Below are 20037 nucleotides of genomic sequence, written 5' to 3' on the forward strand. Positions count from 1 at the left end.
CGCCTTAAACTATACCGATATTTCGCCAGCGATGCTCTTGTGCATCAGCTTTCTTACCATTCCGTTGTCGCGATACATGCCTTGCAGAAACATCAGTTTGGCCAAGGCAGCCTCAACGGTACTGTCGTAACCCGTCACTACACCTGCATTTTTCAGCTGAAAACCCGTGTCGTAACGTTCCATTTCAACACTTCCGGCAATACATTGGCTGATGTTCACCACCACCACACCGCGGTTGGCGGCCTCTTTTAGCAGCTTCATCAACCACGGATGTTGCGGAGCGTTACCGCTACCATAACTTCTCATCACGATACTACGAAGTTCGGGAGCCTCTATCATGTGGCGAACAATGTTTTCTTGTATGCCAGGAAAGATAGATAATATCGTGAGATTGGAGTCGAGAGCGGTGTGCGGCACCATCGGTTGCTCATAGTCTGGCTTTAATATTTCGTGGTGATGAAAGTTAAAGTTGATGCCCGCATCGCAAAGCGAGGGATAATTAAACGACTCGAAAGCATTAAACCCTTCGGCGTTTTGCTTGGTCGAACGGTTGCCGCGCAACAGTTTTCCACTGAAATATATACATACCTCTGGCACCATTGGCCTGCCGTCTTCGTGGTGCGAGGCCGCCAAGTCGATGCTTGTAACAAGGTTTTCCTTGCCGTCGGTGCGCAATTGGCCGATGGGCAACTGGCTACCTGTTAGCACAACGGGCTTGGTAAGGTTCTCCAACATAAACGAAAGGGCCGATGCCGTGTAAGCCATCGTATCCGTTCCGTGCAAAATAACAAAGCCGTCGTAACGGTCGTAGTTGTCGGCAATGATGCCCACAAGGTGCGCCCACAGCCGCGGAGACATGTCGCTTGAATCGATGGGCGAGGCAAACTGATACACCTCAATACTCGTTTTAAGGTATTTAAATTCAGGTAGATTGTCTACCAAGCAGTTAAAGTCGAGCGGTTCGAGGGCACCCGTGGCAGGATTTTTGCCCATTCCGATGGTTCCACCCGTGTAGATAAGCAGCACCTTGTTGGTTCTTTGATATGTGAAACTTGCCATAACGACAATTTTTTAAACTTAATTTTTGCTGCAAATTTACGTCAAATCTTTCGTAAATCAAAAAATAAATGTATATTTGCGTTGCGTAAACAGAAGGTCTAGAACACCTTGTTTTGGGCATTGTGTTATCCGTTTGCAGCAACTAGCCTGCAAAGTGTAGCCGAAAGGCTGCTTGTGCCTGTCGGTTTTGCAGTAATCAACACGACAAAGAAACTTATCTATAATGCTATATATAGACGAAAATATTCTTCTTGAGACCGATTTTGCCCAAGAACTCTATCGCAAACATGCGCAGCGAGTGGCGGTGATAGACTATCACAGCCACATTTCGCCGCACGATGTGGCCGTAAACCGCACCTTCGACACCATCACTTGCATCTGGATGGAAAACAATCCGTACGTCTGGAGAGCCATGAGGGCAAATGGCGTGGAAGAGAAATACTGCACGGGAACAGAGGCCGACGATTGGCAACGCTTTGAAAAGTGGGCACAAACCATGCCTTACCTCATGCGCAGTCCGCTATATCTGTGGTCGCACTTGGCCTTGAAGTCGGTCTTTGGAATTAACGAGCCACTGAATGCGCAGTCGGCTCGCCGCATATTCGATGCTTGCAACGAGCAGTTGCAAGGTGGAGAACTTAGCGCGCGGTCGCTGTTACGCCGCTTTCGCATAGCTTGTGTTTGCACCATCGACGACCCAATAGACACCCTTGACCACCATCGGAAACTGAAACGTGAGGGATGTGACATACAGATGTTACCCACTTGGCGACCCGACAAGGCCATGAACATCGAGAAGAAAGAGTTTCGCGGCTACGTAAAGCAGTTGGGCGAGGCGGCAAACATAGAAATTTCTACCTTTGAGAGCATGATGGATGCCTTGCAAAGACGGCACGATTTCTTTGCGCAAAACGGCTGTTGCATGGCCGACCACCAACTAGAAGAGTTTTACGACGAGGAATATACCGACTCGCAAATAGAGATAATCTTTGAAAAGGCCATGCGCGGACAAGACCTTTCGCGTGGAGAAGTGCGCCAATACAAGCACTGCTTTTTGAAACGTACGGCCGAAATGAACCAAGAAAGCAATTGGACACAACAATATCATTATGGCATTCTGCTCGACAACAATTCGCTTTTGTACGATGCCTTGGGGCAAGGCGTGGGTGCCGACTCGATTGGCGAGCCCTATACGGCGCATGCCATGAGCCATTTCCTCGACGATTTGCACACACGCGGCAAGCTGACCCGCACCATATTGACCTGCATGAACCCTGCCGACAACGACATGCTCTGCTCTATGACGGGCAATTTTCAAGAGCCTGGCATACCAGGAAAGCTGCAATTCGGCATGGGATGGTGGTCTAACGCCCAGCCGGGAGACATCAACGAACAGATAAACGCCCTCTCGCGTTTCGGTCTTTTGGGACGTTCCATTGGTGTTTCTACGGGTTCGCGTTCGTTGCTCTCGCTTGTTCGGCACGAGTATTTCAGGCGTTTGCTTTGCAATCTCTTGGGCAACGATGTGGCAAAGGGGCTTCTTCCTGCCGACATCGACTCGTTGGGCACACTGGTCGAAGACGTTTGCTGTAACAACGCACACCGATTTTTCGGGTTCTAAGAGGCTTAATGGTTTGAAGGAAAAGCTTGTTACACGGGCGTTGCAGGTTTATAAGCACGCTAAATCCACATTACACAAGCAACCGGCTTGTAACACATGAAACAGACCCCACAAGTTCGGAAGCTCAAAAGAACAACAAGCCCAACTAGCTAATTAACTTCATTCATGTCTATTGCTGACATATATTTAATAACTTAATTTTAAATGACTAACAACATGAACAGAACATTTAAAACACTAGTGGCGCTGCTCCTTACCGCACTTTGCTTTGTGCAATGCAGCCAAACCGACAACAAAAGCCTGCGCATAAAAGGTAAGCTAGAAGGCGTAAAAGACTCGTTGCTATTCTCGATTATGGCTATCGAAAACGGCGATCCTGTTGCTCACGACACCATTATAAGTACCAAAGGTGGCGAGTTCGACTTCACCATGCACCTAGATAGTGCGGCAGTGATGACCGTTAGCGACAAGGCTAACGACAAATACGACACACTTGCAGGGTTCTACTGCGTGGCTGTACCTGGCGAAGAGATGGTTTTAAAGGGCAACATCAATAAAGGATGGAGTTATAGCGGCAGCAAGTTCTATCGCGAACTTAACGAGGTGGAACAGGCCGTACAGCCAATCAACTTGGAGATAAGGGACTTTACTGCGGAATGGAACAAGCTAATGGCGGCTGGAAAGATAAATGATGACGTGGAGAAGAAGTTCTCAGACCGTGAAGAGGCCTTGTATAAGAAACTAGAAACCGCCTGTTTGGCATTTGCAAAGGCACATCCCGACATGGAGGCAGCAGTTAGTTTGCTTAACTATTTGAACGTGGAGAGTTCGGAAAAGCTCGTTAAGTTGCTTGATCCCAAGGTGCTTAATGGACGTATGAAGGCTTATGTTAACCCACGAATTAACCAACCCGACATAGAACCGTTGTCGATTCCCGAATAAAGAGAGTCTTTTAAGTAGATAAGACAAAAACATATTGCGGCCATATCCCATTTGTTCAGCATATGGGGTGGCCGCAACAACTCGCGGCCGAACCATAGTTTGGTTATGTATATCAGGCCGGTATAAGATTGTATCAGTGAACAAATGAAGATGAGAAAAGTGTTAATGCTGTTGGTTTTCTTTGGTTTGCACCTTGCTGCAAGAGCTCAGAAAACCGACAAGGGTAATTTTGTGACCAAGGTAAATGCAATACCCAAAGGCTATAACTTTTGGGTTTACACGCCCACTGAGTACGAAGTGGATCAGCATCCCTTGCCATTGGTAATCTTTCTGCATGGCGCCAGCCTTTGTGGCAACAACTTGCAACGCGTTCGTCGCTATGGAGTTCTCGATGCAATAGACCGCGGAAAGATTATCCCTACACTTGTTGTGGCACCTCAAAACCCAGGGGGAGCATGGAGTCCGCAGAAGATTAACGACCTTTTGGAATGGACCAAAGCCCACTATAGGGTAGATACCACGCGTGTCTATGTGCTGGGTATGAGCTTGGGGGGCTACGGAACGATGGACTTTGTGGACGCATACCCAGAGAAAATTGCTGCAGCCATGGCGCTTTGTGGGGGCTGTTCGCGCAACGATGTCAGCGGAATTGGCCTCGTTCCGATGTGGATAATGCACGGAACTGCCGACAGAGCGGTACCAATGAAACAATCGGAAGTGGTGGTAAACAAGCTTAAAGCCCAAGGCAACGACAAACTGCTGCGCTACGATTGGATTCAAGGTGGCTCGCACGGGTTGCTGGCACGATTGTTCTACCTACAAAAAACCTACGATTGGCTCTTTTCGCATTCGCTACGCGACAATCCCCGAACGATAGACATGCACTTCGAAATAACTCGTGCAGACATCAACCAGACCTATCAAGAACTAAAAAGATTGCCTTCGTGGTATGATAACGACTGATTTTGTAGCTAAAAATCAAGGGGTTTTATCCTTTAAACAACGAACAGCAGCGCACGTATGCACCAGTACAAGCAGCTTGTAGTGGCACTACAAAGGTGCTTGTACTGATGCTACAAGATACTTATACAGACCTTCAAACAACTTGTAGTGCAACCACAAGCGGCTTATAGACCCACTACAAGCGGCATTGTACCGATACATTGCTTGCAACTGGATGGCAGATGTATTTCTAAAACCAATTCTTTTATTATCCAAGGCGAAAGCACCTTTTAGCTCTTTTCACCCTTATATCCCTTTAAGATAACCTTTTTCACTCCTTCCCCTTAACCACATTCTTTCTTATTTTCACAAGATACTCCTTCATTCCGTCGGCATCTTTCTTGTCGATGATGTCGAGCAGGTTGTTTAGTTCGTCGCGAATGTGGCCCACTTGTTCGGCAGTATAAGGGTTGAAAAGAATTTCGCGCAACAAAAAGTCGTCCTCACCCAATACACCGCGCGCAATGTTAAGATGGCGTTTGAACGTTGTTCCGGGCGCATCTTGCGGTTTCATCACCGCAGCAAACACAAAAGTACTTACAAAGGGGATGCTTAAAGAATAGGCCACGGTGCGGTCGTGTTGTTCAAACGTGTACTCATGAATGTTCAATCCCAGCCTACTGTACAAGTCGCGAAAGAAGATACGCCCCATATAATCGCCCTCGCTGATGATAATAGCGTTCTCATCGCTCAGCTGATTGAGGTTGGCGAAGGTTGGTCCGAACATTGGATGCGACGAGACAAAGGGATGATTACAACCTTCGTAATACTCGTGCAGACCCGTTTTAACCGATGCGATGTCGCTCACGATGCACTGCTGGGGCAGAAAAGGCATCACCGACTCAAACGCTGCGATGGTGTATTTCATCGTTACGGCATTGATGAGCAACTGCGGTTCAAATTGTTTCACCTCTTCCAACGAAGTAAAACGCGCGCAATTGTATGTAAACCTCATTCTACGCGGCTCTTGATCGTAAACGGCAACCTCGTGTTCGAAACTCAACAAGTCGGTAAAAAAGCTTCCCATCTTGCCTGCGCCCAGTATTAATATCTTCATCTTTCTACTTGTTTATAATCTCTATCTGTTGTCTAACCGACTCTTCGTGCACACTTTCGAACACCGTTGCCACAAATTCGGGACTCATACCACACAACGCACCTTGCGCACCACGTTTCTCTAATATTTCATTATAGCGGCTAGCCTGAAACACCGTCATGTTATGTTCCTTCTTATACTGTCCAATCTGCCTGCAAACACGCATGCGCTTGGCCAGCAGTTCCATCAATTGGTTGTCTAAGTCGTCAATTTGTTGGCGCAATTGGATAATCCCTTCCTGCACTTGACTTTTGTCTCGCACGATTAGTAGCGACAAAATATAGTCCAACACATCGGGCGTAACCTGCTGTTTGGCATCGCTCCATGCCTTGTCGGGGTTGCAATGGCTTTCCACAATCAGTCCGTCGAATCCCAAATCCATAGCTTGTTGGCACAACGGAGCCACCAATTCGCGCCTTCCGCCGATGTGACTTGGGTCGCAGATAATGGGCAACGCTGGTATTCTACGGCGAAGTTCTAGCGGTATTTGCCACATGGGCGAGTTGCGATACATCTTGTTGTCGTAGCTCGAAAAGCCGCGATGTATGGCCGCCAACCGCTTAATGCCTGCCTGATTGATACGTTCCATGCCGCCTATCCACAGTTCCAAATCGGGGTTCACAGGGTTTTTAACCAGCACAGGCAAATCCATCCCGCTCAAACTATCGGCCAAAGCCTGCATCGCAAAAGGGTTGGCACACGTGCGTGCACCAATCCAAAGGATGTCAACCCCATGTTTAAGGCATAGTTCCACGTGTTCGGGTGTGGCCACTTCGGTGGCAATGAGCATGCCCGTTTCCTCCTTTACACGTGCTAGCCACGGCAAAGCCGCCTCGCCGTTGCCTTCAAACCCACCCGGCTTGGTGCGTGGTTTCCATGCGCCTGCCCTGAAAATATGGCAGCCTTTCTGTGCCAAAGTATTGGCAGCCTGCATTACTTGCTCTTCGGTTTCGGCCGAACAGGGTCCAGCCATCACGATGGGGCGTTCGTTATCACTAGGTAAGTTAAGGGGTAATAAGTCTAGTTCCATATCTTTTTCCTATTATATCGTTGTTATTTGGGGTTAATGGGTTTATGAGTTGTTGAGCTTGCAAATTGTTTGGCCTTTAAAATTTTCCTGAATTTATACGTTCTTTTTCGTTCCTCGAAAAGTGCGTTTTCTCGCCATGACAATGTCCGAGCAAGCTCGACATTGTTCATTTGGCTTAACGAAAACGTTCTTTGGCTTATCCTCAATGGTTCGTGTGATAGAACTAGTAAGCTTAGAACTTAAAAACTCATTAACTGCTTAACTCATTAACTTAAAAACTCAATTTACTTGTTGCCGACAATACGCTGCAACGCCTCTTCCATTCGCTCTTCTTTCGCGCACAGCGAAATGCGTATATAACGCTTGCCGTTGCTACCAAAGATAAATCCTGGGGCAACAAACACGCCGTGATGGTGAAGTAACTGTTCGGTAAGTTGTTCGGCATCGGCCATGTTGTCGGGTATTCGACCCCATAGAAACAAGCCCGTTTGTTGTGGATCGAAGGTACAATGCAAGGCCATCATTATCTTCTCGGCAATGGTTCTTCGGCGCAAGTACACCTCCTTATTATATATGGTGTACCATGCCGTGTCGTTTCCTGTCAGTGCCTCGGCAGCAGCCAGTTGGATGCCGCGAAACGTTCCGCTGTCTATGTTGCTTTTCACTTTAAGAATCCATTGCACCCATGTGGCGTTGCTAACACACATTCCCACGCGCCACCCTGGCATGTTGTGGCTCTTGCTAAGCGAGTTTAGTTCGATGCAGCAGTCTTTCGCGCCGTCTACTTGCAGTATGGACATCGGTTTGCTGTTCAAGATAAGCGAGTAAGGATTGTCGTTCACCACCACGATGTTGTGCTTTCGGGCGAAGTCGACCAACCTTTCGTAGGTCTTCATCATGGGCTTTCCACCAGTTGGCATGTGCGGATAATTGGTCCATAACAGCTTAACACGACTTAAATCCATACTTTCCAACTCGTCGAAGTCGGGTTGCCATTGGTTTTCTTCGCGCAGATTATAGTTCAGAACCTCCACGCCGAGCAACTTGCTGAGCGAAGTATAGGTGGGATAACCGGGATTGGGCACCAACACTTGGTCGCCAACATTGGCAAAAGCCAGAGTAACATGCAATATGCCCTCCTTACTCCCGATAAGCGGCAGCACCTCGTTTTGTGGGTCAACCTCCACACCATACCATCTACCATAATATGCAGCCATAGCTTTAAGCAATTCGGGCGTACCCTTTGTGGGTTGATAACCGTGCGCATCTTCGCGTTGCGCCACCTCACATAGTCGGGCGATGGTATTGGCAGAAGGAGGCAAGTCGGGCGAGCCAATAGCCAAACTAATAATGTCGTTTCCCTCGGTCACCAGCTGTGCCACCTCTTTCAGCTTACGGCTAAAATAGTATTCTTGCACCGTGTCGAGCCTTTGTGCAGGCCTTATGTCGAGCGTTTTATTGTTTCCCATCTTCATATTCTCCTAAAATTTTAAGCCTTTTGGTAAGTGGAACAATGGCGTCTATACTTTGGTGATAACGCGTTACGTTGTCGAACGTAACGTCAACATAGAACAAATACTCCCACTCGTGACCGATAACGGGCAACGATTGTATCTTGGTGAGGTTGATGTTATAGAACGAAAGGATGGTTAGCACCTTCGACAAGCTGCCCTCTTCGTGCGGGAGAGAGAACACCAAGCTGGCTTTATTGGCATGTTCCCAGGGTCGAAGGCTACCTGCACGTTGCGGATGGCACACCACAAGAAAGCGCGTAAAGTTGTGCTTATTGTCTTCAATGTGGTCTTCAAGCACTTTCAGTCCATACAACTTGGCTGCCGAGGCATTACAGATAGCGGCCCAACCGCGCTGTTTTGTTCGTGCAATAAGTTCGGCCGAACCTGCTGTGTCTTCCGCCTCCACAGCTTTAAGCTTGGGATGCCGTGCTAAGAACTCCCTACATTGCATCAAGGCCACAGGGTGCGAATGCACTTCGCTCAGCGAATGCCAATCGTCTTCGGGCAAACAGCAAATGGAATGCTCGATGTGCAGCTTATGTTCGCCCACAATGGTAGTGCCCGATGCGCGCAACAACTCGTAGTTATGTAGCAACGAGCCTGCAATGGTGTTCTCGATAGCCACCATTCCAATGACTGTTGGGTCACAGGCAATCTGGTTGAACACCTCTTCGAAGGTGTTACAATATATGCCTTGCACCTGTTCGGTGGCGAAATATTGGTGTGCGGCGATGTCGTGGAACGAGCCAGCGATGCCCTGTATGGCGATTCTCTTCATATCTGTTACAATAAAAAACATCCCGCCTCAATTGATTGAAGCGGGATGTGACTGTTATTATCTATTTGCTATATTCTTGTTAATGTTGGCACGCATCTTCCCGCTTTACATTTTGCTTGTAAAGTAAAAGTAAAAGAAGTATGCGTTAAAGCTCAACATATTGCCTTATTTCATTGTTTATTTCTGCAAAAGTATTACTTTAATTCTTATTTACCAAGAAAATCATCACTTTTTTAGTGCCGTCTAGCGTTTTTTATTCACCTTTAAGACTGGCTTTCACTATCATCCATCTCATTGTTAGCCATGCTGCCAGATATTCTCTCCCCTATTTCCTTATGCTAATAACCATTTCAAATTATACTAATCATTCTTTCGGACACCTCTTTTTAATAGGCCAACTTGCCAACTCACACTCCCCCACAAGCCTATCAAGTAACAAAACCATGAACTCATAAACAGATAAACCCATCGCCTTTTCCAACAACGAAGTAGTCTTGACTTTTAATCTTTCTACAGATTGAGAGGAGTTTATGCCTTTGTGCTGTTAAACCAAGATAAACGCCCCGCTCATGTACGGAGTGCGGGACAAAGATATGATGAAGTCTGAAATTCTGCCCCATTCGTCTGTGGCAAAGCAGGGCTATGTCTCAAAAAGGTAACCTGGTGGGAGTTATTCCAATACATTCTTTACAAGTTGAAAGCATCTTTACAGTGGCACATAGTGAGGAAAAAGTAAAGAGCAATTCTTTATCCCAAATAGGTCGTTAGCCTTTTATGTTTGCCAGCCATTGTAATCTTTTCAGCGAGTTTTTTAACACTATGAGTGCCTTTTTATCCACCAATCGCTCACCTTGCCGCAAAAAATCGATTCTCGCGAAGGTCGGTTTTGATGCAAAAAGGGGTTAGCTTGTGAATGCAATAAAATGAATATTTATTTTAAGAAACCGCCATTTGCACCACATTTGGGGCTATTTGCGGCTAAATGTACTGCAATTTGCTGCAAAACGCAGTGCAATATGCCGCTAAACGTAGTGCGTTTTGATGCTAAACGCAAGGTAAAATGGTGCTAAACGCAGTGCAAAATGCTGCTAAACGCAAGACGAAAAGCATAAATATCCACTGCAATGGTATAAACAAAACCTTTCTGGACCATTAAATATATGGCTGAAAAGGGCAAAATAGCTGTTAAAAAGCAGGTTTTTGGGGTTAAAAGCGAGTAATTGGGCTTGAGAAATTACGAGTCTTCAGCCAAACTAGAAAGGCTAAATGGTGCAAAATGCAGGCTCTTTTCTTAAAAACGAACATATTGGAAGGTGTGAAAGACTAGAAATAGTGGCAATTTACCTACTTTATGCCCTATATTTTCGCTAGAACGGCGCGGGATTCGGAGTAGTATTGTAAAATAAAAGATAACAATTTAAGTTTTTGAGTTGGGGAGTTGGGGAGTTGATGAGTTGGGGAGTTTTTAAGTTAATGAGCTATTGAGTTAATGAGCTATTGAGTTGGGGAGTTTGTGAGTTGGGGGGAGTTTTTAAGTTGATGAGCTTTGAGTTGGGGAGCTTTTGAGTTGATGAGCTATTGAGTTGGGGATTTTGTGAATTTGTGAGTTGATGTCTTCGGGAGTTGTTGGGCTTTCATGAATTCATAAGCCAGTGAGTTGACTTGTCCTGCACTCCTCTCAATTTATAGAAATACTAAAAGTCAAGGCGACTTCAACATTTATCGCGAAATATTTTGCCATCCCCCCTTTTTTTCATACCTTTGCAACCGCAAAACGCGCATATCAGGCGTTGCAATATTGGTTCCGTAGCTCAGTTGGATTAGAGCAACAGCCTTCTAAGCTGTGGGTCTTGGGTTCGAACCCCAACGGAATCACTCTGATAATAGGACACCATCCTTGGTGTCCTATTCCTATTGTTAAGAATAACCCAATTACATAGGTGACATAAATCTTTTATCTGACTTTCTAGTTATTATATTTTTATCTATAACTTTTGATATTATGGTAATTTTATTCCAAGTTCCCGAATTAATTGAGGCTTTACAAGATTCTGCCCCTACGGAACAACAATTGAAACTTGCAAGAGAGAAATTCTGTATTGAAGTAAAAACCATCAACACTATTAATATTGGTGTTGGTGCTGATTGGATTGTATTTCTTGCAACATATGTCGTCGCCCCTTCACTAGCGGTTCTTGCTATGGGCAAGAAAGTCAATGAAGGTATTGAGGGATGGTCAGCTGTTGGAAAAAAACTCAAGAGCATGTTTAAGTCTATAGATGTTGTATCTATTGATTGCGACACTGCAACTTATCTTGCAATAGAGTTTATCAACAAAAGGATTAAGATTGAAAGCCTTGTAAAGACGAACGAGACAACTATAAATTTATCAAATTTAGAGGGTGCGATAAGAGGTCTAGTCGGGTTAGCGAAGAAACCAGACAACTACTACATACAAGTATTTCTTGTGAACGATAAATTTTACTATATCATTGGAATAAGCTCTAGAGGTGAATTAAGCCTACTAAGAAAATTTAAAGCTGCGGATTATAAGCATGTTCTTCCGTAAGCCTGTTCTATCTATCACTCCTACACATTTAAACATGTCCCTAATAAGCCTATTAATTATTCATCTTGCGAGAGTGGCTTTCTCGCATATTATTCGTACTTTTGCCTTAGCAACATGTTGCGCAGAACATTTTTCTTGCAATACATAAATAAGCAAATGGCACGAAGCAACTAAATGCCAAGTTACTTATTTGTTTCCAAGAAGGACATAACCCACTTAAATTCGGGGGATTGCACAATGAGGTTGTTTCATTGGAAGATTACTTGCTATGGACATTCTGACACATTTCAGAACGATAGAGGAACTAACAAAGACGCTCGCACGCGAACAGGCATTGCTAAGCGAGATGTTTGAAAAGCGAAAACTGTTGAAGTTTCCGCGAGGGCTGGCCATCGACCTGGTGGGTGGAAACGAAACCCGACTAAAACGCCTGGTGGACTATGGCGTGCTTGTGGAAACAGGTAACACCATTGAAATTGAAAGCGACTATCTAAACTTCTTTGAAGAAGTGCTGAACGTGAATGAGGAAATAAGCGTGTTGAGCGTGCAAGAGTGTATCAATACGTTGAAAGAGCATATCGGCTATTTTCTGCAAGAAAACAACGTTAACCGCAAAGCCGGATATCAAGACAGCGTAAGGCAACTGCTGAAAAAGACGGGATTTAGAACTTTAAAGAATGTGGTTGACCTGAAACGCAACATGGATAATGCCTATAAGCAAGAGCCTACCTACAACGTAAAGAAACAACGACTGAAAAACCTGGACGAAAAGAGCCACAGCATACGAGCAATGATAAAAGAGTGCGAAAAGCTGATGGACACCGAACAGGCTTTCTTCATCATGGCCAACGACCCACACATGGCTAAAACATGCAGCGACGTAAGGCACGATTTCGTTGAGGCCTATCACGCCTTGATGGAAATTGATAGGCAAATTATTGTGTACATCAACCAAATTGACTTGCAAAACCAGCTGTATAAGAAGATACGCAAGCTGAAATACCTGCAAGACCAGCTGCTTATCAAAACCGACACGAACATTGTGCAGGTGCTTGAAGACATGAACCCGCTATGGATGGAAGGTAGGCAGTACAGCAAAATACGCTTATCGCTGGAAATGCTGAGAGAGAACGAGGAGATGGCAAAGATGCTAAGGCGAATTGCCGAACACAACGGTGTGCAGAAAACAGCACGCACAGAGGCGGACCCACTAACCGACGAAGACTTGCAGGAACATGTGCAACAATTGAAGGAGGTGGACCCTGCGGAGGTGTGGAACGCTTTTGCGGCATCGGGGTACAACCTGTTTGAGTTCGTTCTGGCATATAACTATAAGGCTGAGCGCAATATTGAAGACCACGCCACCCTATTTTGCCAACTGGTTATACTGCATGCTGACGAATGTAAGCTTACTGGCGAATATGCAACTTATCAAGATATTGAATACCCCATCGTCTATGCGAAATAATACACAACGAATATACGAACGACTGAGCCGAGGAGAGTTTCTATCTGTGGACAGTACAAACAGTACGGTTAGGCATCTGTATGAAGACATTGAAGAGAATATGGACGACTATGCCGACTACTTTAAGGAAATAGGACTAAGGCTTGAAAGTGGCAACGGATACTTCTACCTGTCGCGTACGGCGGAAAACAAACAAGCCATAGAAAGCAAGCTGGAGAGTTTTTCCAAGTGGCTAGACTACCTTGATTTTCTGAAATGTTATAACCAGTCGTTTACTGCCGGCTATCAGTTTCGCAAGAGCAACCTGATAGAACAGATAAGCCTTGACATTGAATTGAAGGAGAAGGCTGGACACTTGTTTAAGAAATATGGTGTGGGGTCTAACTTAGAGATTGTAAACAAGCTGCTGCAAGAGATGGGTAGCATGGGCTTTGCCGAATGCATCAGTGAACAAGACGAGACATACAAGGTTACTTCGGCATTTCGCTATGCAGAGGAACTTGTTAACATGATACAAATAGCCAACGAAGATGAAGTTCCTGAATAAAATTGTGTTTGTGAATAGCGCAAACATTCCGTATGCCGAGATTTCGGTAGACGGAAACGTGCACTTCACAGGTACGCAAGGCGTGGGTAAGAGCACCGTGTTGCGCGCGCTCTTGTTCTTTTATAACGCCGACAAACATAGGCTGGGCATTCAGCAAGGACAGAAATCGTTTGACGAGTTTTACTTCCGCCAATCTAATTCGCACATCCTTTACGAGGTGATGCGCGACAATGGCGCATACACCATCTTGGTAAGTCGGTATCAAGGGCGTGCGTCGTGGCGATTTATTGATGCGCCTTATCAGCGCGAATGGCTGGTAGACGAAGACAAACAGGTGCTGAGCGACTGGGTGAAGATACGCGAACGCATTGACAAGAACGTTGCCGTAACGGCAAGGATAGACTCGGGCGTGATGTTCAGAGACATCATCTTTGGCAACACGCGCGACAATAAGTACACACGCTATGCGCTGGTGCAAAGCACCCACTATCAGAACATACCCCGAAGTATACAAAACGTTTTTTTGAACACTAAGCTTGATGCCGACTTCGTGAAGAATACCATCATACAATCTATGGCCGACGAAGAAGTGCCCGTTGACTTACAAACCTACCGCCGGCTTGTGACCAGCTTTGAACGCGAGTATGATGAGATTGACTGCTGGTTTAAGCAGGCACGAGACGGCAGCTACCCCGTGCGACAACAAGCATCGAAGATTGCAGAACAAGGTAGGAAGGTTGTGGCCTTAGACCAACAACTGAGGGATGTGTGGCACATGCTGAACCATGCGGTGGCCGACAACGAGCAACAGATACCGCTGTTGGAGGCTGATGCAGCAGAGACCAAAGCGAACATAGAGAAAGAACGCAACCGCGAAAAGGAACTTACGGCCGAATATTATAAGGAGAATAACTCGCTTAACCAGAAACTGGGCGGCAAAAAACAAAAGTTAGATGAGGTGTTGCAGGCAAGAAAAGAATTTGAGGCTATGGGCATCGAAGACAAACTGAAACTTGCCAGTCGGGAAGACACGATAAAGAAAGAGGCAGGCAATAAGCAGACTTTGCTAAACGACTTGTTGAAGACCCATGCCTCGATTGAAGAGAAATACAACATTGCCAAAGCAAAATTGGAGAATGCACAACAAGCATTTGACAATGACCAAAAGGAGCGTTTCTACCAAGAACAAGACAAAATACAAGTAGAACGTAAGCGGCTGGAAGACGAACGAACGAAGAACAGAAACCAAAGGACAGATGCTTTTGCGGCATGGCGATACGAGTCGGACGAACGCTTGCAGACGTTGCAGGCCGAACAACATAGGGCTGACGCTGCGCAGAAAGAACTAAAACAGTGGCATCCCCTTAGCCAACGAGATGCAAACCATAGCGGAGCAGATTAGGACATTAGACGTAAAGGAGAAGGAAAATGCCGCACAGCAGGCTGTTGTTAAAAGTCAGATGGAACAACTTACGGCCGAATTTGAAATGAAGGAGGCCGAACTGAAAAAGATTGCACAGCGCGAACAAGAACAGTTTGAGGCTAGCCGCTCATCATGTCGCGAGCAGATTGCAAAGATAGAAGGTTTGTTGTCGCATCTGGATGGTTCGTTATACCAATGGCTGAACGAGAATGTAGAGGGATGGGAGAACACTATCGGCAAGGTGGTTGACGAGGAGAGAATCCTCTATGCACAAGGTTTGGAACCACAGGTGGACACTTTGGCCGAGGGTTTGTTTGGCGTGCGCCTTAACTTATCAGATGTTGGTGCGACACATCGAACTCCCGACGAATATCGAAAGGAAAAGAAAAAGCTTGAAGAACAGCTGCAACAGATAAACCGCAAGCTGAACGATTTACCCCTTACGCTTGAAGAAGACACGGCAAAACTTGGAAAGAAATATGCCACAATGCTGAACCCCTTGCGCCAAAAAGCAACCCATCTGCGGGTGGAAGAGGAACAGATACCAACGAAACGACAAGACCTGCAAAACCAACAGCACAAGCTGAAAATGGACGAACAGGAAATGATTGAACAAGAAAAGGAGGTACGCGAACGGGCGTTTAACGCGGCCTTGCTTTGTGTGCAGGCAGAGAAGGATGAACGGGAGCGACATGAAACACTGCATAAGAAGGAGTTAAAAGAACTGGACTTGCACTTCAACAGGCAATCGAAGGAGTTTGATAACAGGCTCAGCGCATTTAAAACGGCCTTGGAAACGGAGACAAAGGACCGACATGAAGAGTTTTGCAACCAAAAGAAACAATTGGAAGAGCAACAAAAGGCGGAACTGGCAGGGAAAGGTGTTGACGTGAACTTGCTGGAGCAATATCGCCAGGCCATAGAACAACTTGCGGACTTGCTACAACAAATAGACAACGAACGGCCTATGGTTATTAGGTATCGCGATGCTCAGCAGAACCTCTTTGCTAAGGAACCCGAAATACGAAAGGACATAAAGGACATTGAGCAGCAACTAGCCAGGATGAGTAAGCGATATGAAGACAAGAAAATAAGGGTGGAAAAGAAACGGCTGGAACAGGAAGAAAGACAAAAGGCCATTGGTAAAGACCTTGCTCGCCGCCGCGAAGGACTGAACTTGTATCACCAAATGGTGGAGAACGAACATCTTGTACCCGAAACACTGCTTACAGACAACAAACCTGTTGCAACTAAGCAAGACTGCCAACAGCTGTTGAGCCTGCTAAGAGGTTCGGTTAATCAGAAACGTGAAACGATTGAAAGGCTAAAAGACTTTGTGGTGAACTTTAACCGAAACTTTAAGCCGCAAAACGCGTTCCACTTTAACACGATGCCAATTACAGACAACGAATACTTGCAAATAGCTGCCGACTTGCAAGACTTTATGGACAATAACAAGATTGAGGAGTTTCGCAGGCGCACTAGCGAGCATTACAAGGACATACTCGGCCGCATCTCTACCGAGATCGGCAGTTTGCTGAAACGAAGGTCGGATGTAGATGGCGTAATACTAGACATTAATCGCGACTTCGTTGAAAAGAACTTTGCAGGCGTAATCAAAAGTATTGAACTGAGAGCGGACGAATCGTCGGACAGGCTGATGCAATTGCTCATGTCTATTCACAACTACACCGCAGAGAATGCCTTCTCGATTGGTGAGCTGAACCTTTTTTCTAACGATAATCGCGATGAGGTGAACCGTAAGGTAGTGGATTACCTCAAAAGTCTTTCGCATCAGTTGCAGAACGAGCCAAGTCGAACAACTGTTTCGCTGGGCGACGCATTCCGCTTGCAGTTTCGCGTAAAGGAAAACGACAACGACACCAATTGGGTTGAGCGCATCAACAATGTTGGTTCTGATGGTACAGACATTTTGGTGAAGGCTATGGTGAACATCATGCTCATCAATGTGTTTAAGAAAAAGGCTGCCCGAAAGAGTGGAGAGTTCATCGTGCACTGCATGATGGACGAGATTGGACGGCTGCACCCGAACAACATCAAGGGCATTCTGCAATTTGCCACCTCGCGTAACATTTATCTTATCAACAGTTCTCCAACATCATACAATCCTTACGACTATAGATATACCTACTTGTTGAGCAAGCAAGGCGTGAAAACGCGAGTGGAAAAATTGTTGAAACGTAACCCATAAGATTATGGCAATAGGAAAAGCGATACAAAGTTTGGTGGCAGGTGAACAGGTGGCAGGCTCAAAGATAGGTGGAAAGCTACTCGAAGAACTGTTGTCGGAGGGCTTGCTTATGGTTGTTGCTCGTGGTTCGAGGAAGTCGTACCGCGCTCGCGACATTGAAACGCTGAAGAGGTTTCTTACAGATAAGGACGAAAACTATCGTGTACTTGAAGTGGAGAACGCAGAAACACGTGCTGCTATGGCCAACAAAACGGGTAATTCGAAGTTGATGACGGTTCGTTCGTGTCCCGGTTTTCCTGTTAACAGCTACGAACCCATTGCGTGTCTGCTAAATGGTGAGCCGTTTGTGGTTAATCCGCATGAGGGTAGCTTTTTGTTCGTGACACAATGGGAGGGTTTTAGAATACCTGCCGACGTTATCGTTATCGGAATAGAGAACATGGAGAATTTTAGGCTAATTCGCAAGCAAAAGAAGTTTTTTGAGGGTTATCTGCGCGCGCATGCACTGCCCACGAAAACTCTTTTTGTGTCGCGCTATCCACAATCCAACGACCTAAGGAAATGGCTCACGGGCATACCTAATCGTTATCTGCATTTCGGCGATTTCGACTTGGCAGGAATACACATCTTTCTGACAGAGTTTGAACGACATATTGGAAATGCGCGCGCATCGTTCTTAATTCCTTCTGACATTGCCGCCCGATTGAAATCGGGGTCTAGCCGGCGATATGACGAGCAGCATGCCCTATTTAAAGATATGCAGACCGATGTGCCAGAGCTTGGACAACTAATAACGCTCATCCATCAAGAACGAAAAGGTTACGACCAAGAGGGATATATATAAATAGGTGTTGGGCTGAGTAATGCCAAGGAGGAACTATCCGATAAAGCAGACTTGCCGTGCTCGGGGAAATTCTTCTGAACTAGATAAAAACAGAAAGTTTTATACATGACGAGTATTCAAATCATCCGGGGCGACTTCCAAAAAGAACTGAAATTGCCCATCGCCGAAGGAGTAAAGGCAGGGTTCCCCTCGCCTGCCGAGGACTATATACACGAGACACTCGATTTCAATCACGACCTCATACGCAATCCCGAGGCCACATTCTATGGCAAAGTGGAAGGAGACTCGATGATAGAGGCTGGCATATGCAATGGAGACATTGCCGTTATCGACCGCTCTATTGACCCAAGAGACGGGGATGTTGTGGTGGGCTACATCAACGAAGAGTTCACCATCAAGTATCTCGACCTTAGCCATCGCGAGGAAGGGTATATAGAATTGCGGCCGGCCAACTCAAACTTCAAGCCCATAAGGATTGATGAAGACGACGCTTTTGAGGTGTGGGGCGTGGTTGTTTGGACGATTAAAAACTGGAGAAAATACTAGGAAATGTACGGTATTGTTGATTGCGATAATTGCTACGTGTCGTGCGAGCGTGTATTTAGGCCCGACCTGAATGGCAAACCCGTTGTTGTGCTCAGCAATAATGATGGCTGTGTGGTGGCACGTTCGAACGAGGCCAAGCGCATGGGCATCAAAGCTGGCATGCCCTACTACCAGCTAGCAGAGCAGTTTCCTAATCAAGACATCGCTGTTTTTTCGTCAAATTACGAACTATATGGCGAATTAACAGGACGCGTAGTGGAGATTATCAGGAAAGAATCGCCGGCATACTTCCGATATAGCATCGACGAGTGTTTCGTTTATTTTAATGGAACAGGAGAGTTGGACTTGAAGGGTTGGGGAGAAATGCTACACAAGAGGATTAAGCGTAGCGTTGGCATGCCAACAAGTATTGGCATCGCTCCCAACAAGACGCTTGCAAAGATGGCAGGACATTTTGCAAAAAAATATCAGGGATACTATCATTGTTGCCTAATCGACAACGACGAGAAACGTGTTAAGGCACTGAAACTCTTTCCTATTAGCGAGGTTTGGGGGATTGGACGACGTTATGCAACACGCCTCCAAACTATGGGCGTTAAAACGGCGTTCGATTTCGCTGAGTGTAATCTTTCGTGGGTAAGAGCCACATTTAAAAACATTGTGATTGAACGAACATGGCGCGAACTGAACGGAGAAGATTGCATACCTAATGAGGAACTGGCTAAAAAGAAATCTATTTGTATGAGTCGCTCTTTCAATGATATGATAACAGACCTTGATGGCCTGCGCACCCACGTATCTAACTTCGCCGCCCGATGTGCAGAAAAACTGCGCCAGCAAGGAACAGTTGCCTCTATCGTTGGCGTATTCCTCCACACCAATGCTTTCCGTGAGGACCTACCACAATATTGGAACTTTCAAGAAATGCGACTCATTACGCCCACTAACAGCTCCATAGCCATTGTAAAGGCCGCCAACAATGTGCTGCAAAAATTATATCGACAAGATTATCGCTATAAGAAAGCGGGCGTTATAGTCATGGGGATTGCGCCAAATGCACCCATCCAGCAAGACTTCTTCGACATAACCGCCGAACAGATTGAGAAAATGCGCCGACTGGATGCCGTCGTCGACCGCCTTAACAAAGTTAATGGTACTGAGTTCATCGTTCTTGGTAGTCAACAATATACATCCAAAGGCTGTGAGGGAAAAGCTTGTTCCTTTGCTAATGCCATTAAACATGATTTTAGGAGCAAGAATCCAACCACCCGCTGGAAGGATATCATAACATTGAAATAACACGCATCCTAACTGCTAGGCTGACGAGAGCTTACAGTTGTCTTGCTAAACCAAATTGGTGCAAATGGCAGCTTTTTGAAATAGAAA

General features: G+C 45.9%; 14 protein-coding genes, 1 tRNA gene and 1 pseudogene. 11 read left to right on the forward strand and 5 right to left on the reverse strand.

Features of this window, described 5'->3' with window-relative positions:
• Positions 1 to 9: 9 nt before the first annotated feature.
• Positions 10 to 1059 (reverse strand): type I asparaginase, encoded by a 1050-nt coding sequence (locus BN93_RS14230; RefSeq protein WP_019188989.1) that lies wholly within the window; start codon positions 1057 to 1059, stop codon positions 10 to 12.
• Between the two features lie 223 nt (positions 1060 to 1282).
• Here BN93_RS14230 and uxaC point away from each other — a divergent pair, with 223 nt between their 5' ends.
• The 3 genes from uxaC to BN93_RS14245 all read left to right on the forward strand — a co-directional run bounded on the left by uxaC (position 1283) and on the right by BN93_RS14245 (position 4585).
• The gene (uxaC, locus tag BN93_RS14235) at positions 1283 to 2680 is read left to right on the forward strand and encodes a glucuronate isomerase (RefSeq protein WP_019188990.1); all 1398 of its coding nucleotides are present in this window, start codon (positions 1283 to 1285) and stop codon (positions 2678 to 2680) included.
• 216 nt (positions 2681 to 2896) lie between these two features.
• Positions 2897 to 3622 (forward strand): hypothetical protein, encoded by a 726-nt coding sequence (locus BN93_RS14240; protein ID WP_044260988.1) that lies wholly within the window; start codon positions 2897 to 2899, stop codon positions 3620 to 3622.
• Between the two features lie 144 nt (positions 3623 to 3766).
• The gene (locus BN93_RS14245; RefSeq protein WP_019188992.1) at positions 3767 to 4585 is read left to right on the forward strand and encodes a carboxylesterase family protein; all 819 of its coding nucleotides are present in this window, start codon (positions 3767 to 3769) and stop codon (positions 4583 to 4585) included.
• Between the two features lie 310 nt (positions 4586 to 4895).
• Here BN93_RS14245 and BN93_RS14250 read toward each other — a convergent pair whose 3' ends face one another.
• The 4 genes from BN93_RS14250 to BN93_RS14265 form a co-directional block, all read right to left on the reverse strand.
• Positions 4896 to 5681, reverse strand: a complete 786-nt coding sequence (locus BN93_RS14250) for a prephenate dehydrogenase/arogenate dehydrogenase family protein (protein ID WP_019188993.1) — start codon at positions 5679 to 5681, stop codon at positions 4896 to 4898.
• 4 nt (positions 5682 to 5685) lie between these two features.
• Complete coding sequence (locus BN93_RS14255) at positions 5686 to 6750, reverse strand: bifunctional 3-deoxy-7-phosphoheptulonate synthase/chorismate mutase type II (protein WP_044260974.1); 1065 nt, start codon at positions 6748 to 6750, stop codon at positions 5686 to 5688.
• 284 nt (positions 6751 to 7034) lie between these two features.
• Complete coding sequence (locus tag BN93_RS14260; RefSeq protein WP_019188995.1) at positions 7035 to 8225, reverse strand: pyridoxal phosphate-dependent aminotransferase; 1191 nt, start codon at positions 8223 to 8225, stop codon at positions 7035 to 7037.
• On the reverse strand, positions 8206 to 9042 hold the full coding sequence (locus tag BN93_RS14265; protein ID WP_019188996.1) for a prephenate dehydratase: 837 nt from the start codon (positions 9040 to 9042) through the stop codon (positions 8206 to 8208). Before BN93_RS14265 ends, BN93_RS14260 begins: the two co-directional genes overlap by 20 nt.
• Positions 9043 to 10842: 1800 nt before the next feature.
• Between BN93_RS14265 and BN93_RS14270 the strand changes: the two genes are divergently transcribed.
• The 8 genes and pseudogenes from BN93_RS14270 (at position 10843) to BN93_RS14305 (ending at position 19950) form a co-directional block, all read left to right on the forward strand.
• Positions 10843 to 10917 (forward strand) — tRNA-Arg (locus BN93_RS14270).
• 127 nt (positions 10918 to 11044) lie between these two features.
• On the forward strand, positions 11045 to 11611 hold the full coding sequence (locus tag BN93_RS14275; RefSeq protein WP_019188997.1) for a hypothetical protein: 567 nt from the start codon (positions 11045 to 11047) through the stop codon (positions 11609 to 11611).
• A 268-nt stretch (positions 11612 to 11879) separates the two neighbouring features.
• Positions 11880 to 13079, forward strand: coding sequence for a hypothetical protein (locus BN93_RS14280; RefSeq protein ID WP_019188998.1), 1200 nt, complete (start codon positions 11880 to 11882; stop codon positions 13077 to 13079).
• The gene (locus tag BN93_RS14285; RefSeq protein WP_019188999.1) at positions 13069 to 13626 is read left to right on the forward strand and encodes a condensin complex protein MksE; all 558 of its coding nucleotides are present in this window, start codon (positions 13069 to 13071) and stop codon (positions 13624 to 13626) included. Before BN93_RS14280 ends, BN93_RS14285 begins: the two co-directional genes overlap by 11 nt.
• Positions 13610 to 17261 (forward strand): annotated as a pseudogene (locus tag BN93_RS19105) (ATP-binding protein). The gene BN93_RS14285 and the pseudogene BN93_RS19105 overlap by 17 nt, the downstream one beginning before the upstream one ends.
• A gap of 4 nt (positions 17262 to 17265) precedes the next feature.
• Entirely contained in the window at positions 17266 to 18105 is an 840-nt protein-coding gene (locus BN93_RS14295) for a DUF7281 domain-containing protein (RefSeq protein ID WP_019189000.1), read from the forward strand.
• Between the two features lie 105 nt (positions 18106 to 18210).
• Positions 18211 to 18651, forward strand: a complete 441-nt coding sequence (locus tag BN93_RS14300) for a LexA family protein (RefSeq protein ID WP_019189001.1) — start codon at positions 18211 to 18213, stop codon at positions 18649 to 18651.
• Between the two features lie 3 nt (positions 18652 to 18654).
• On the forward strand, positions 18655 to 19950 hold the full coding sequence (locus BN93_RS14305) for a Y-family DNA polymerase (RefSeq protein WP_019189002.1): 1296 nt from the start codon (positions 18655 to 18657) through the stop codon (positions 19948 to 19950).
• Positions 19951 to 20037: the final 87 nt, after the last annotated feature.

The sequence above is a fragment of the Prevotella conceptionensis 9403948 genome (assembly GCF_000312305.1).
GTDB lineage: Bacteria > Bacteroidota > Bacteroidia > Bacteroidales > Bacteroidaceae > Prevotella > Prevotella conceptionensis.

What these genes read in the sequence shown, in the direction of transcription:
- BN93_RS14230 (WP_019188989.1), bottom strand. Translation starts at nt 1,059, where the DNA reads ATGGCAAGTTTCACATATCAAAGAACCAACAAGGTGCTGCTTATCTAC.
- uxaC (WP_019188990.1), top strand. Translation starts at nt 1,283, where the DNA reads ATGCTATATATAGACGAAAATATTCTTCTTGAGACCGATTTTGCCCAA.
- BN93_RS14240 (WP_044260988.1), top strand. Translation starts at nt 2,897, where the DNA reads ATGAACAGAACATTTAAAACACTAGTGGCGCTGCTCCTTACCGCACTT.
- BN93_RS14245 (WP_019188992.1), top strand. Translation starts at nt 3,767, where the DNA reads ATGAAGATGAGAAAAGTGTTAATGCTGTTGGTTTTCTTTGGTTTGCAC.
- BN93_RS14250 (WP_019188993.1), bottom strand. Translation starts at nt 5,681, where the DNA reads ATGAAGATATTAATACTGGGCGCAGGCAAGATGGGAAGCTTTTTTACC.
- BN93_RS14255 (WP_044260974.1), bottom strand. Translation starts at nt 6,750, where the DNA reads ATGGAACTAGACTTATTACCCCTTAACTTACCTAGTGATAACGAACGC.
- BN93_RS14260 (WP_019188995.1), bottom strand. Translation starts at nt 8,225, where the DNA reads ATGAAGATGGGAAACAATAAAACGCTCGACATAAGGCCTGCACAAAGG.
- BN93_RS14265 (WP_019188996.1), bottom strand. Translation starts at nt 9,042, where the DNA reads ATGAAGAGAATCGCCATACAGGGCATCGCTGGCTCGTTCCACGACATC.
- BN93_RS14275 (WP_019188997.1), top strand. Translation starts at nt 11,045, where the DNA reads ATGGTAATTTTATTCCAAGTTCCCGAATTAATTGAGGCTTTACAAGAT.
- BN93_RS14280 (WP_019188998.1), top strand. Translation starts at nt 11,880, where the DNA reads ATGGACATTCTGACACATTTCAGAACGATAGAGGAACTAACAAAGACG.
- BN93_RS14285 (WP_019188999.1), top strand. Translation starts at nt 13,069, where the DNA reads ATGCGAAATAATACACAACGAATATACGAACGACTGAGCCGAGGAGAG.
- BN93_RS14295 (WP_019189000.1), top strand. Translation starts at nt 17,266, where the DNA reads ATGGCAATAGGAAAAGCGATACAAAGTTTGGTGGCAGGTGAACAGGTG.
- BN93_RS14300 (WP_019189001.1), top strand. Translation starts at nt 18,211, where the DNA reads ATGACGAGTATTCAAATCATCCGGGGCGACTTCCAAAAAGAACTGAAA.
- BN93_RS14305 (WP_019189002.1), top strand. Translation starts at nt 18,655, where the DNA reads ATGTACGGTATTGTTGATTGCGATAATTGCTACGTGTCGTGCGAGCGT.